Origin of the sequence: Amycolatopsis pithecellobii (genome assembly GCF_009707865.1) — a bacterium.
In the GTDB taxonomy this organism is placed as follows: Bacteria; Actinomycetota; Actinomycetes; order Mycobacteriales; family Pseudonocardiaceae; genus Amycolatopsis_E; species Amycolatopsis_E pithecellobii.
The window spans coordinates 11,485-26,100 of record NZ_WMBA01000061.1 but is presented as its reverse complement, the minus strand read 5'-3'; the positions used below and the strand labels follow the sequence as shown (position 1 = coordinate 26,100).

The following is a 14,616-nucleotide window of genomic DNA, read 5'->3' as shown; positions in this document are numbered from 1 at the left end:
TCTGCAAAATCCGGCGCAACACCGCGCTTTAGAGCAGTGTCAGAGCCCGCAACCGCGAATTGCGAGGACACTCCCGATGAGCGTTGTTCCTTTCTCGCCGGATTCCGCAACAGAAATCGAAGCGCACCCTGAGCCGCAGCCACGGAAAAGCGCTGCCGTGCCGCTGGGAATTTGGTTGTGCGCACCCGCGCTAGCCGACGAGCACGGCCTGCCGCCGCTGATCGCGGGTCTCACCCGCAGCCTCGTGACCCAGGCCGTGACCGCCTTCACCCGTCGCGGGAACACGGTCGCGGTGACCGGTCCGGACGCCGCCCGCATCGCCGCGGTCGCCGACACAGTCGGCGACCGCCGAGTCCTCTGCGTCGACCCCGAGACGGTCACCGTCGGTGGCCGCCGGGACCGGGTTGGCGGGGGTGCGCAGACGCCGGAACCCGGCTCGGTGGACCTGCTGCTGGCCGCCGAGTTGCCCGCCCCGTGGATCGACGTCGACGGCGAGCCCTACACCACCTGGGCGCGCTGGTTGGCGCCCGGTGGAGTGCTCGCCGTGGCCACGCGCAACCCAGCCGGGGCGGGCCGGTTCGCCGACCACACCGGGGCGGTGGTGACCGCCGCGACCACCGCCGGGCTGAGCTACCTGCAGCACATCATCGCCGTGCTCGCCCACATCCAGGGCGAGCGGCTTCTTGTCTCGAGTCCGCCGGCCTCGGTCACGCTGCTCGCCGACGCGGTGCACGCCGACGCCCACACGGATCTGCTCGTGTTCCACACCGACTTCGGAGGCGCCGCCTGATGAGTACCTACGAGCCGATTCCGCAACAGGCGTTGACCCGAGGCAGCGACGCTCTGGTCGAGCTGCCGGTGACCGTGTGGCCGACGGCGCAGCAGGCGGCGCGCACCCAGCGCGGCACCCGGTACGTGCCCGAGGCGACCGCGCATCCGGCGAAGATGCTGCCCGCCATTGTCCGGCACGCCATCGACACCTTCACCGCGCCCGGCGACCTCGTCCTCGACCCCATGTGCGGGGTCGGCACCACCTTGGTCGAAGCCGTCCACAAGGGCCGCGACGCCCTCGGCATCGAGTACGAGAACCGGTGGGCCGCGGTCAGCGAAGCCAACCTCGCCCTCGCCGCCTGCGACGGCGGAACCGGTCGGGGCGAGGTGCACGTCGGCGACGCCCGACAGGTCCTGCCCAACCTCGCCGACCGCTACGCCGGGCGAGTCGGCTTGCTGGTGACCTCCCCGCCCTACGGGGCCAGCGTCCACGGCCAAGTACACGCCCCCGGGCACCGCCCGGTGCGCAAGCACGACAACCGCTACAGCCGCGATCGCGCGAACCTCGCCCACCGGAGCCTGCCCATGCTGCTGCGCGGGTTCACCGACATCCTGCGCCGCGCCCTCCCGCTGCTTCGGCCCGGTGGGGTCGTCGCCATCACCACCCGACCGTTCCGCGTCGACGGCGAACTCATCGACTTCCCGTCCCTCACGTTGGACGCAGCCATCAACGCCGGACTCGACCCCGTCCAACGCTGCGTCGGGCTCCTTGCCGGACTGCGCGACGGCAAGCTCGTCCCGCGCTCGTCGTTCTTCCAGCTGGACTACATACGCAAGCTCCGCGACCGCGGCGTGCCCGCCTGGGTCATCGCGCACGAGGACATTTTGGTTCTCAGGGGCGGCCGAAGGCCTGGGAGTTCAGGAAACCTGAAGCCTCGTGGGCGTGACCGCGTGGCGCACCGAGTATCGCACGCTGACGGTCGGGCGTCCGCGTCGGACGGAGAGATCCGGTGACCGCGCCCGCTGCGGGCACCGTGTCGGACACGGCACCCGGCCAGAGGCGCCGGGGCGCGTCGCTGCGCGAGTTGCGTTACCGACTGTCCGTCGCGCGGCGTTGCCGGTACATCGGCGGCCGTTTGCGGCCAGGTCGGCAAGCGCGCCTTCCCCAGTTAGGAGGTTGCCGAGGAGGTGCTGGGCCTGATCTGGGCGTGCCCGCACCCCAGCCGACGTCTGGAGCGCCGCGCCTATCGCTGCCCGCATTGCCGCGCCTGGCACCTCACTCGCCAACCCATTCCCTCGCGCCGACAACGGGAAGGAACCAGCACCCGGTGAGTATGCCCGTATCCCGCGCAGCCGACCACGCGCCGATCGTCGTCGAACACGATGACGGCTGGGCACAACCGCGCGTCGAGATCCTCGACACCAAGCGGCGCCCGTTGCGCGTGTGGCTCTACCGCTTCGTCCGCGAGCTGGCTTGGCCGGTGGCCGAGCAGGAACCCCACCGCACGGACACCGAAGCGATGCGCGGATGCCAGCAGGAGCTGGCCCACCGCTCGCACCTCCGCCGCCAGATGCACGCCCTCGAGGGATGGTGGGCTGGCCTACCGCCCTACGGGTATCGGACCCGCACCCATCGGGTCTGCGACGACAGCGGCTTCACCCGGCGACTGCGCCGCCTGGTCCCCGATACCAGCCGTGCGCCCATCGTGCCGTTGATCTTCGAGTGGTTTCTCGATGGCCACGGGCCATCGGCGATCGCAGCCCGGCTCGCCACCGATCCCGACCGGTATCCGCCTCCGGTGGTCGGCGGCCGATCACGATCGTGGACACTGCGGATCGCGCGCGGCGTGCTGACAATCCCGTCAACCTCGGATTCGTCGTCACGACCGCACCGAGGAGGGCCGGTTACTCGCGGGGTGGCGAGTGACAGCACGCGATCGACGTCAACGTCACTGTGCCACCCGTTCGTTATCGGGTCGCCATGCACCGGCCATGGCGGTTTGGACCTTGCGCTGGCCGCCCTCGGCAGTGGCCGGCTCGTCTGGTGCGCCGACCCAGACCCATATGTCCGCCAGGTCATCGCCGCCCGCTGGCACGACGTGCCCAACCTCGGCGACCTTCGCCGCGTGGACTGGACGCACGTCGAGCCCGTTGACGTGCTCACCGCGGATCTGGCCGCGGACTACCCGCCGCTGGAACATTGGAGGGCCGCTTGATGACGGCGTGCTACCGCCCGGATGGGCTGATCCGGAGATCATCACGGCGCTGCCGTGGGCCGTGGACGACGAGTTGCGTGGCGAGGGATACCTCCCGCCGCCTTGGCCGGAGCCGTCTTGGTTGCCGGCCTCCCGACGCCGCCGTACCCGGCGGAGGCGCGGGCTGGTGAGCGGATTTGTCGACAGGAGGCGGCACAGGCCCCTTCACGACACAACCGACGCGTTGCGGGAGGTGGCGTGACCACACCGACTAACCCACCGCCGGACACCACCCGGTTTCTGGCGCAGGAATCCCCTTCCGTCCACAACGGTGTCGCTCCTGTCCACAACGGCGCGGCGACAGGGTCTCCCTTGCTGTACACGCCCGCCGAGGCGGCAGAGAAGCTCGCCACGACCGAGTCCTGGCTGCGCCGCAAGGCCGGACTCAGGTTGATCCCGTGCACCTTCATCGGCAAACGCCTGCGGTTCTCTGATGCCGACCTGCAGGCCATCGTCGCTTCCGGCAGCCGCCCTGCCGACACACAGCTCCGCCGAACCCGCCGCACATGCACGCGCCGACGTGGTCGGCCTCATTGACGACACAAGTTCTTTGGCGCCATAGCGAGTTTCTTGGCGACAACCACTGGCCCTTTGTCCCGAATGGAGCGTTCATGGACGTCCACATAGGCCCGACCCCACACCACAGCGAAGGAGTGCATGATGCCGTGGCCTGAACCAGCCGGAGACAACACCTGGAGAGTCCGCTATCGCCGCGCGGACGGCACCAAAGGCGCGATCCCCGGTTTCCCGGACGAGGACGCCGCCGAAGCCTACATCGCAGAGATGGAAGTCGAGCAACGCAAAGGCACCTGGATCGACCCCACCGCCGGGCAAATCACCGTATCCGCGTGGGCGCCGGACTGGATCGAATCACTGGATATCGACCAGCGCACCGAGGAAAACTACCGCAGCTTCCTCAACAAGCACATCCAGCCCCGGTGGGGCACCACCGCGCTCGCCGACATCACCAACCTCAAAGTCCGCACCTGGGAAAAGAAACTCCGCGCCAGCGGACTGGCCAAGACCACCGTCGACAGCATCATCAAATGCTTCTCCCTCCTGCTCGCCGACGCCGCAGCCGAGAAACTCATCGCCGCCAACCCCATCCAGGCGCGCCGCCGGGGACGACGGCGTCGCACTCAACGCACGCCCCGCAAGATCTGGGCTGAACCACCAGAAGTGCTCCTGATCGCCGATCAGGTCGCGGTCAAATACGGGTCTGGGGGAGCGGTTCTGGTCGTCGCCGCCGCGTGGACCGGTGCCCGCTGGGGCGAACTCGTTGGCCTGCAACGGCACAACCTGCACCTGGTTGACGACGACACCGGATACATCGTCGTCGATCCGGATATCGGCGCACTTCACGAGCCGAACAAGGGCGTCCCGTTCCTGGGGCCGCCCAAGACCGAAGAGTCCGCCCGCACGATCACGCTACCGGCGTTCCTCGTGCGGTTGCTCCGCGCGCATCTGGCCACGCACGATCATCCGCACGTGTTCGTCACCCCGCAGAAACAGTTGCACCGGCGCAGCAATTTCGCTCGCCGGGCTTTCCGTCCCGCCGCCGACGGCAACGCACGCATCGCCAACCCCCAAGTTCGGCTCCGCGCGGTCAAGCCCGGGCTGAAGTTTCACGGACTGCGGCATAGCCACAAAACCTGGATGATCGACGACGGTGTCCCCGAGATCGCCCAAGCCCTGCGCCTCGGCCACGTCCTGCCCGACAAAGTGCAGGAAACCTACTCCCACGTCGCTCGCGCCGTCGAACAACGCCTCCTCGACGGACTTCAAGCCCGTTGGGACAAAGCCGTCGCCGACAGCACCACGCTTCCCGAAGAGACCACCTGGCGTGCGGCCGCATAGAACGCTGCCCCCAGCCCCCCGTAGGCGAACGTCGCCACCTTCTACGCCGGTGGTGCCGCCTACTTCGACGACGCGGTCGAGATGCAGACGTTCGCCTCTGGGCCGACCGGCGGAAGTCACGTCGTGTTACCACGCAGTGCATAGCGCGGGCTCTGCGAGTTCAGCTGCGCGGGCTGAAGGTGAGCACGTTTATGAGGGTTACCGACCGAGTCCGGTTGGTCCCCGTGCTCGACACTGCGCAGATCCTCGACGACGGCCCGCAATTCTCTGTGTCGATCATCTACGGCGAAGCCTGGCGACAAGATCAGCACCACGGCCGACGGCAACCGCGGCAGCCTCCGTTGTCCCTTTGCTTGTCAACCTTGAACTCTCCCACCAGCAGCAACCAGCTCCAGCATGATCAAGATCATCCGCCACTCACAGGATCACGGCCACAGTCCCGCACCACTTCCCCGTGGCGGAGCCCCCCATGCGGTGGCAACCGTCGCGCGAGGGGTGCCGACTATCGAGGCGAGCGACGATCGATAGGGCTGGGCCAATTGAGTGGTGTACGCCGGTGGTTTCCAACGGTTAGTGATCAAGTCGATACGATTTGACGCCATGAGGTTCGTTGGCGGTGCTCTCCGCCCAGGCACGGCGCCGAGGTTGTGAGTGGTCGCGGAGCAGGGCAACGAGGGCAACGCACTCCCGACTGTTGATCTTGTTCGGGTGGGCGCCACAGCCGCTCGTGACGATGAGTCAACCTGTGCGTCGTCGTTGCGGTGGGGGACGCGGCCGAGGTCGCGTGCGGTCGGCCGGTTCCCGAAGGAGCAGTTGGACGATTTCGTGTTGCGTCCGGTGATGGCGGTGTTGGACAGGATCGAGTTCGACGGGGACGCGCCGGCCGAGGCGGTCTCGCTTGTCCAGCGTGAGGGTAGGCCCTCGCATCCAGGGGTGCAGCGTTTCGCGGAGCACGCGACGCGGACCTACCTTACGACGTGTTCGCGGGAGGCCGGTCGGTTGCGGCCGGTGCGAAACCTGTGGGTCGCCCAGCGGGTGCAGCCCTCGGTGGTGTGGGAGCTGTATGCGTGGGGGCGCCGGTACGAGTCGACGGATGGCGCGCTGCGCGAGTTCCGGTTCCTTCGTCTCGGATCAGCGCGTGAGCGTAGTCCTACGGAGATCGCGATCGCGGCGTTCGTCGCGGCGTTCGGCGCGCCGGCCGCCTGGCCGGAGCCGTGGTCGGAGCCGTTCCAACCGTGTGGGAGGGCAGGCGCGCAGCGGGTCCGGGTGATCGAGGTCGGGTTGGTCGACGGATCGGTGAAGCCGCTGCTGGATGGCACCGCCGAGGAGGTCGAGGCGTACTTCGCTGCGCATGGGCGAGGCCGGGTCGTCGAGATCGCGACAGGTGAGGAGGTGGTGCCAGGGTTCGGGTGTGCAGGGTGCAAGCGAGTAGCGGTGTGCCGCGGGCCGGTGCGAACTCCGGGGCTGCTGGGGGTTGAATCCGGTCAGGGACCGCTGCGAACCATTTCGATCAGCGGTCTTCGGTATTACCGGGACTGTCCTGCCCAGGCGTACATGCGCACGGTGCACCTGCCGCGGGCGTACGAGTACAGCGCCGAAGCTGAGCTTGGTCAGGCGGTGCACGCCTGGCTGGAGAACGTACACGGCAACCAGCGAGACGGGTGTGGCTTCGAGGCGATGCCGATGGCCGGCACGGACTGGTCGGCAGGGGAGTGGCGGGTCACGGGCGAGTTCGCCGATGTTGGTGCGCGCATGCTCGCGCATCACGTCGAGGTGTGTCCGTTTCGAGAGGCACCCGAGGTGGACTCCGTCCGGGTGGAGCCGCAGTTGACATTCCTCGACACGGTGGCGCGCGCGGTCGTGGTCGCGAAGCCCGATCTGGTGTACCGGGAGGAGGGCCGGTGGGTGTGGCGGGAGCTCAAGACCACCCAGAAGGCCCGGTGGTACTACTCCGACCCGTTGGAGGAGTTCCCGCAGCTTGCTCTCGGCGTCGCGGTGCTGGCCGCGGACGCGCTCGGCCCGGGCGGCGCCGGCCGGGTCGAACTGGAGATCCTGCGACCGTCGGGCGCGCAGATCGTGCTGATCGACCCGACCGACCCCGAACGGGTGAAAACGGCGCAGCGTGTCCTGCGTGAATGGGCTGGTCCCTGGCGTGCCGACCACTTGTTCGACCCACGCCCCGGCCAAAACTGTCGGTGGTGTCCTGTATCTCAATGGTGCTCGAGTTACCCCGGGCCAGACCCCGATCAGAAGGACGACGAGACCGGTGCCGCTTCACGGACAGCAGGAGCTACCACGACAGCCGAGGGCTGAGGGCTTCTTCGACGGCGAGAACCTGCTCAGGATGGTGGCTAGTGCCATCGTGCGGTTGTCGCAGCAGCCGGGGCCGGGTGACCCGGTCTACGACGCGACGGTGCAGAACACCTACAACCAGCTTGTGCTGCTGTGCTTGGTCAACGGCCATGCCCCGCCAGCCAGCGTGCCGGACATGGTCAGGTGGGCGGCGGAACGCCCGATCGGTGAGTGGCCGTGGACGTTACCAGACGACTTTGATGGCGCGTCCGCGTTCCTGGTGGATGGCTCGACGCGGACACCAACTCAGCAGTGCTGGGAGTGGCGGATCGTGGCGCGCGACGTCGCCGCCGAGCAGGTGGAGAACCAGCTGATGCGGGAAGCGATCGCGGCATGCCAGGCCGCGCACGCCCCGGAGTCCTATACCGCGTTCCGCAGGCTGCTGATCCGCCAGCCGGTGCTGACCGAGGCCGAGCGCGTTGCGTTGGCCGACGACCTGGAGCTGGAGCTGCTGCACGATGTGATCAAGCGCTGCTACGATCCGGTGCCCGCGTCTTACCTGCGCGACGGCTCCTACGCGGTGTGCGCGCGGTGCGGCTGTTTGCTGGCGCCGATCGGGCACGACCGCTACGTCTGCGAGCTGGATCGGTGCCGACGCGATCAGCATCCCCGGGTCGGCCGGAGGGTCGAAGCGCGCCGGGGAAGCGGCTTGTACCAGCTCAACCGGCCACTGCGGATGTTCATCACTGGTCCCGGTCTCGCCGAGACCGATCTCGAATCCGAGCTCGTCGCCCGGGGACTGCGCCCGGAGATGTGGCCCAACTTCGACGCCTACGACCTGCGGATCACGCTGCCGCGGGGCCGGGTGTGGGCGGTGGATGTGAAGGACCGGGCCAATCCGGCGCTGCTGGGCCGCAGCGCGCTGCCGCTGCGCAGCGACCCGCCCTACGACGAGGGGTTCCTGGTGGCGCCGCAGTACCGGTTCGACGAGCGCGAGGACTACGGCCGCGTCTACACCCGCCACCGGCGCGACAATCTGGCAGGGACGCTGGAGTTGATTTCCGACACCGAGCTGCTCACACGGGTAGATCGGGAACTCGCGCGCAGCCGGCCGAGCGAGCCTGCCGCGACGCTTCGGGAGGAGACGGCCGATGCGTGACCGCAGTCGATGGCACAGCCGGTTGTTGGGACAGCTCAACCCGGTCTGGCCCACGACACTTCGTGAGTTCTCGCCAGGACAGATGCTCGACGTAGAACTCGGGCTGTACCTGCTCCGGTCGGTGATGCCCGAGCACCCCGCGCGGGACGCCTGGACACTGTTCGGCGGTTACCCCTACAGCGAGACCTTCGGGTCGGGCGCAGTCGATGCGCCGCTGCGGGTGATGCGGGCTCGGCACTATCTGTGGGACATGCGGCGCCGCCGGGAATGGCGCCTGGCGGTGGAGACCTACCTGCAGGTTCCCGAGGAGCTGCGCGGCTACGTGCTGGATGGCCTGGACGACGTGCCCGTGCCGCGTGAGCCCAGCCGGGCCGCTGGCCGGTTCGAGGTCTATGAGACGTTGCTGACGGCGCCGCCGGCGTTCGCCCGCCAGCCCCTGCCCCCTGCGGGGCCGGGCGAGTACGAGTTCTATGTCCGCGACCGCCGCCACTCGGTCACGTTCCCGGCGCAGCTGCTCGCCGACATCCCGGCGCCGGTCGGGCACGACCTTGCCGCGCAGCCGCTCGGCGCGGGCGCCCCGGTCGAGGTCACATGGGCGCAGTTGGAGGACGCCGCCGCCAAAATGGACGCGATCGAGCACAACCTCACCGGCAAACCCAACGAGTGGCTCCGCCGCCTGGGGCGAGTCAAACTGCTGGTTCGCGATGACACCCAGGGCGAATTCATCGAATCCGAGCGTCTGCGCGTCGACCAGCTGATGAACCTGGTCGGCATGGTCGGCGCCGGGAAATCGACACTGCGCGACATCCTGGCGTTCTGGGCGGCCACCGAAACCGGCCGGCGCATCACCATCGTGGTCGGCGACGTGGCCGAAACGTTGGCGATCGTCGATCAGTTCAACCGGCTCGGGGTTGAGGCCGCCCCCGTGGTGGGGCACTCGACGCGCGAGCGTCACCTCGAACGGTTGCACCGGCGCATGGCCTCAGCCGGGGCGGACACGATGCTCGGGCACGAGCACGCCGGCTTCGCCTACCTCAGCAGTGCGTGCCCGCTCGACGCTCTGCGCGGGGTGAACGCCAGCCACCCGCTGCGGATCAGCGAAGCCCCGTGCAACGCGCTGTACGAGGTGCAGTATCCCGGCCCGGACTCCGACGATCTGTTCCGCAGCACGCGAAACGGCACTGATGGTTCGCGCGATCGGGAACGCAGGAAGCGGCACGGCTGTCCACTATGGACGGCCTGTCCGCGCCACCACGGCGCCCGCAGCCTCGTTGACGCGCAGATCTGGGTGGCCAACCCGGCCAGCCTGGTCCACAGCGGTGTCCCTCCTGCGCTGCACACCGAGCGGCTGCGCCACTTGGAGCTGGCGTGCCGGTTGAGCGACCTTGTGATCGTCGATGAGGCCGACCGCGTACAGATGCAGCTCGACCGCGCGTTCGCTCCCGCGACCACGCTGGCCGGACGGTCACCGAACTCGTGGCTGGACGAGGTCGCCGGCCACAAGGTCGCCGAGCTGGCGCGCCGCGGTCGCCTGCAACTGTCCGCCCAGGACGTGGACGACTGGACCAGCGCCGTGGACACTGTGTCGGCCGCGACCGACCGACTGTATGCGCTGTTGATCGGCACCCCGCCGCTGCGCACGTGGATCACCGAGGACTACTTCAGCGCGATGACCCTGCACCAGTGGCTGATCCGGTCCTGGTTTCCCGACCTCACCGGGCACGACGACACCCCCGCGCCGGGCGCAGCGGCGGCAGACCGGCAGAAGCGCCAGGAGCGCATGGAGTATGTCGAGGCGGTGCTCGACAAGTTCCGCGACGAGCCACTCGAGGAAGACACGCCAAAGGACGACAACGATCGCGTGACGCCCGCCGCCAACGCGTTGGTGCACCTGACGCTCCAGCTGCTGCACGCGCACCGCGACTCGTTGATCCGGCGCCGTTTGCGGGACGTGCTGCTCGACCTCGTCGGAGGGGATCCGCGGATCGCCGACGACCTGGAGACCCACGCGCAACGCTTCGAACTGACCCTCATCCTGGCCGCGTTGCACCATCGACTGGACCGGATGACGATCCTGTGGCCACGGGTGGAGGCCGCGCTCAACCTGGAAGCGACGTCCAATGTGCTGTCGCGGCGCCCACCGAAGGACTACGAGCCGGTCATCCCGGAATCCCCGATGGGTAACGTCCTGGGGTTCCAGTTCCAGCTCGGTGAACGAACCAGCGACGGCGACCAGAGCGGTGAGCTGCGGTTCTTCCGCTGCAGCGGTGTCGGCCGCGAGCTACTCCTCGGCCTGCCCGCCCTTCCGGCGGTCGATGACCGGCCCGGCCCGCATGTGCTGCTCATGTCGGCCACCAGCTGGGCGGGCACCTCGACCCGTTACCACGTCCACGCCCCGGTTGACGCGGTTCTGCGACCACACGACGACGAGGTCACCGCGATCCTGGACACCACGCTGCGCACGCAGTTCCTCTACTGGCCCGGCAGCTCACCACCGCGACCGCTCAAACTGTCCGGAAGCAGCCCGGACGACCGCGAGAAGGTTCTCGAGCAGATGCTCAACCAGCTCGCCATCCCGGACCGCAGCCTCGGCGACGCGCCCAGCATGCTCGACGCCGAACTCGCCGACATTGAGGACCCGGACCGACGTCGGATCCTGCTGCTCGTCGGCAGCTACGCCGAGGCCAAGCACGCCGCACGCCATCTCGACCGTATCCCGGAATGGAGCGGCCGGGTCACCCAGCTCGTGTCCGACGACGCCGACCTGGACAACAGCTGGATGGTGTTGCGCCGCGGCGAGCTGACAAAGTTCCCCGACACCGGTAGCGAAATCCTCGTCGCGCCACTGCTCGCCGTGGAACGCGGCCACAACATCGTCCTGCCCGGCGGCAAGGCGGCCATCGGCACCGTCTACTTCCTTGCCCGGCCCCACCCGCGACCCGACGACATCGCGCTCGCGATCCACGCGATCAACGACTGGGCGGTACGCCAAGTCCGTGATCCAGCCCGGACCTTCCACCGCAACGCCCGCGCGGCCGGAACGCCGGACCGGGCGGCACTGGCGTTCCGCCGCACCGCCCGCAAGGAGTGGAACCGCCTCCTCACCCGCCAGATGGCGTGGAGCAGCCTCACCCCCGATGAGAAGACCAGTTTCACCTGGGACCAGCTGGTCGTGATGTGGCAGGTCATCGGTCGGCTGGTCCGCGGCGGCGTGCCCGCGCGGGTGGTCTGCGTCGACGCCGCGTTCGCACCCCGCCAGGCCGGTTTCCAGGCGGTGGACACCCCCGAAACAAGCCTGCTGGCCAGCATGCGCGCCGTCCTTGAGCCCTACTTCAGGGACGACTCCGCCGCCACCCCGCTCGACCGCTCACTCGTACAAGCCCTCTACGAGCCCCTCTACCAGGCCCTCGCCGACCTCGACTAACCCACCACGGACTGGAACCCCATGGTCTTCAACGAACTCCAACCCGCCGCGTTCATCCCCAACCCCGACAACGAAACATTCGCCGTCGACCTGCACACCCTGACCTTTCCCGCACACTGGCGCGAACCGGTCCTTGACTTGTACAGGTCAGGACGGTCCGAGGCCGCGCGCCCCTGGATCAAGGAGGTGCCGATCAGGAGCCTGAACTCCCTGATCCGCACCGTCACCCCGGACCTGGTTACCGTTGACGCCAACGCATCCTTCGATGCCAGCCAGCCCTGGCTGTACAGCCGCACCGACTACCCGATGCGGCCGCTGACCCGGCTCGTGCGTGCCTGGCTCCGCGGCCTGGCCCCCAGTCCCGAGGCGTGGCAGCAATTCCGTGACACCGCCCGCACGGTCGACCCGGAACAACTGGACTGGAAACCCGACACCGTCGATCTGCTGGAACACGGCCTCTCACCGGGCGGCACCTGCGATCCCGCCCCGCGGCTCTATCGCGTTCTCCCGGAAATCCTCGCCGACCGCATCGCCGCACAACCTCCGTACGAGTTCTGCGGCGAGCACGTTCGATTCCACCGGGTTGCCGTGGACGCCCGCGCCAACGGCGCCGAGCTCATGTCCTGGCCGCCGCTCAGGCACCGCACCAAGGTCAAGGACAAGGACGCGCAGAAGCGCTACGGGACCCACCGCGACTGGCGGTATTCCGCGGTGATCAACGTGTCGCTGCGCACCGTCCCGTTTTCCCCGGTACCGCGGATCTACATCAGCACACGAATCCGACGCTGGGTGTCCGGCGAGGTGTTCATGCCGGGAACCCGACGCGTGTCCGCGTATCTGCTCACCCAGCAGCCCTTTGTTGAGGGCGGTCGGCAGCCCGGCCGGTTCGCCGTTGCGCGGTTCGCCTGGAACCGCCGCACCCGCCAAATCGAATGGGCACAAAGCGGGCCCGAAGGTATGCTCGTCCGCGTCGGCGCCATCGACAATTTGCCCGCCGCAGGCGTCTTCGCCAAAGAACCCGACACCTGGCTTGACGGCCGAGACGGTGTCGAAGGCGGCGCCAGCTACCACACGATGATGGGCTGGCACGGCGTCGGCGCCGGGCTGATGCCCGCCGAACGCCGCCGCCTGACCGAATGGGCCGGCGCAGCGCTCGCGCCCGAATTTGTGCCCGCACCCCCGTTGGTTCGCAGCAAGATTAACCAGAATCCGGCCAAGCTCCTGACACCGAAGGTTCCCGTTCCCAAGAAGGACGCCACCGACGAAGACGTCGCGGCCGCAGTCGCCACCAATCAGCTCATCGACCTCGACAACGCGATCCGGCGGCGTGAGTTCGCGGCGCTCGCCCTCGATGGACGACCCCTCACCGCCGTCCTGCTCTATCAGTCCACCCGCATGCGCGACCAGCTCATCAACGCCGCCGAAGCCAGCCTCGGGCTGGCCGACCACCGCGACACGTCTGGCCCACAGCTGTGGAGTTGGAGCACACCCGATCTCCAGGTGCGTATCCACGCCCGCGAACTCGGCGCATTCGGAGCACCGCTCGGCACGAGCGATGAGCCGCCGAAGAAGGGCGACGAGCACATCACCGCGATCGGCCAACGCCGCGCAGCCGTCGCCGCCCGCCTGCGCGACCTCGCCGCCGACCTTGGCGAAACCACCGCCATCACATTCGTCGAGCTCGACGGGCGGGACAAATTCAAACATCGCACCACCGACCCCAAGTTCGCCATCCGACTTGGCTGCGCCGACGCGGGCATGGTCAGCCAGTTCTTCACCCCCGCCGACCAGAAACCCGGCGATGACGACGACGATGATTCACCGTTCCGGGTCGCCGCAGCATGGGCCGACGGGCTACGCCAACTAGGAATGCGCCTCGTCCCGCCCCACACGCTCGGCGACAACATCCCCGACAACCTGAACCAGCTCGCATTCTGGCTCGTCAAACGACAAGTCACCGGCGAAACAGAACGAGCCCAGTTCACCCCGGTCGCCGTGCTCATCCGGCCCGGGCGGAAAGGCATACTCGGCCGCACGCCCACTATGACCGAATGGGTTCCTTATCCTCAGCTTCTCATCGCGCTCACCGGCCAAGTCCGCCCCGACAAGCTTTCCACAAAGGACCAGCAAACCAAGGCCGTCGCCGCGTTTGTCCAGAACATCCTGTACGCCATGCGCAGCACACCCACCCTGGTCGTCACGCACGCACACAACACCCGAAGCCGCTGGCCGTGGCTGACCAACACCGGCCTCATCCCAGACCGCATCCAACTCGGCGGCTCGGACGGTCCGACCCAACGCATCAAGCTGTTCGGCCACAACCTGCGCCTCGCCCGCATCGCCACCAACGACCGCGACGAAACACCACAATGGTGGGCGCCCAAGGGTAACGAATCCGGTGGCATCAGTAAGGGCCTGTGGAAACAACCGAACGGTGACGGGGGTGGCCGCGTCTTCTACAGCACCAGCGACAAGCCGGGCACGCACACCCTCTCCGTAGAGGCAACCAAGCTGACTCATCGGATCAATGCCAAGGGTGAGCCTGAAATCCGTCCAGGAAAGAATGCATTCAACCCTGAACTCCTCGAAATGACCATGCTTGGATTCCCCGACGATAGCGAAGCCGAATACTGGGCCATGTTCCTCCACCAACAACGCTTCGCCGAAGACTACCGCGACGCGCTCGCGCTCCCGCTCATCCAGCACGTCGCAGAACTCACCTCCCAGTACGGACTACCGCACGACGATGAGCCCGACGGCGCGGACGAACCGGCCGAGTCCGACGATGATCAAGCTGAACACCGGCCAGCGTGAGGTTGAGCGTCCCAGCAGATCTTGGCCGCGAATCAAGACGAGGC

At 68.0% G+C, this 14,616-nt stretch carries 9 protein-coding genes; all 9 read left to right on the top strand.

Translation table 11 applies throughout. From position 1 onward, the window contains the following. Positions 1 to 76: 76 nt before the first annotated feature. The 9 genes from GKO32_RS29875 (at position 77) to GKO32_RS29835 (ending at position 14,572) form a co-directional block, all read left to right on the top strand. Positions 77 to 790, top strand: a complete 714-nt coding sequence (locus tag GKO32_RS29875; protein WP_154760251.1) for a hypothetical protein — start codon at positions 77 to 79, stop codon at positions 788 to 790. Further along, positions 790 to 1,785, top strand: a complete 996-nt coding sequence (locus GKO32_RS29870) for a TRM11 family SAM-dependent methyltransferase (protein ID WP_246244929.1) — start codon at positions 790 to 792, stop codon at positions 1,783 to 1,785. Before GKO32_RS29875 ends, GKO32_RS29870 begins: the two co-directional genes overlap by 1 nt. Positions 1,786 to 2,099: 314 nt before the next feature. After that, complete coding sequence (locus GKO32_RS29865; RefSeq protein ID WP_154760250.1) at positions 2,100 to 2,987, top strand: hypothetical protein; 888 nt, start codon at positions 2,100 to 2,102, stop codon at positions 2,985 to 2,987. Positions 2,988 to 3,224: 237 nt separating this feature from the next. After that, entirely contained in the window at positions 3,225 to 3,563 is a 339-nt protein-coding gene (locus tag GKO32_RS38545) for a helix-turn-helix domain-containing protein (RefSeq protein WP_208024586.1), read from the top strand. A 123-nt stretch (positions 3,564 to 3,686) separates the two neighbouring features. After that, entirely contained in the window at positions 3,687 to 4,883 is a 1,197-nt protein-coding gene (locus tag GKO32_RS29855; RefSeq protein WP_154760249.1) for a tyrosine-type recombinase/integrase, read from the top strand. Between the two features lie 813 nt (positions 4,884 to 5,696). Beyond that, on the top strand, positions 5,697 to 7,196 hold the full coding sequence (locus tag GKO32_RS29850) for a PD-(D/E)XK nuclease family protein (protein WP_154760248.1): 1,500 nt from the start codon (positions 5,697 to 5,699) through the stop codon (positions 7,194 to 7,196). 31 nt (positions 7,197 to 7,227) lie between these two features. Next, entirely contained in the window at positions 7,228 to 8,334 is a 1,107-nt protein-coding gene (locus GKO32_RS29845; RefSeq protein ID WP_154760247.1) for a pPIWI_RE_Y domain-containing protein, read from the top strand. Further along, positions 8,327 to 11,758, top strand: a complete 3,432-nt coding sequence (locus GKO32_RS29840) for a pPIWI_RE_Z domain-containing protein (RefSeq protein WP_154760246.1) — start codon at positions 8,327 to 8,329, stop codon at positions 11,756 to 11,758. The genes GKO32_RS29845 and GKO32_RS29840 overlap by 8 nt, the downstream gene beginning before the upstream one ends. Positions 11,759 to 11,779: 21 nt before the next feature. Beyond that, positions 11,780 to 14,572, top strand: coding sequence for a pPIWI_RE module domain-containing protein (locus tag GKO32_RS29835; protein ID WP_154760245.1), 2,793 nt, complete (start codon positions 11,780 to 11,782; stop codon positions 14,570 to 14,572). Positions 14,573 to 14,616 lie beyond the last annotated feature (44 nt).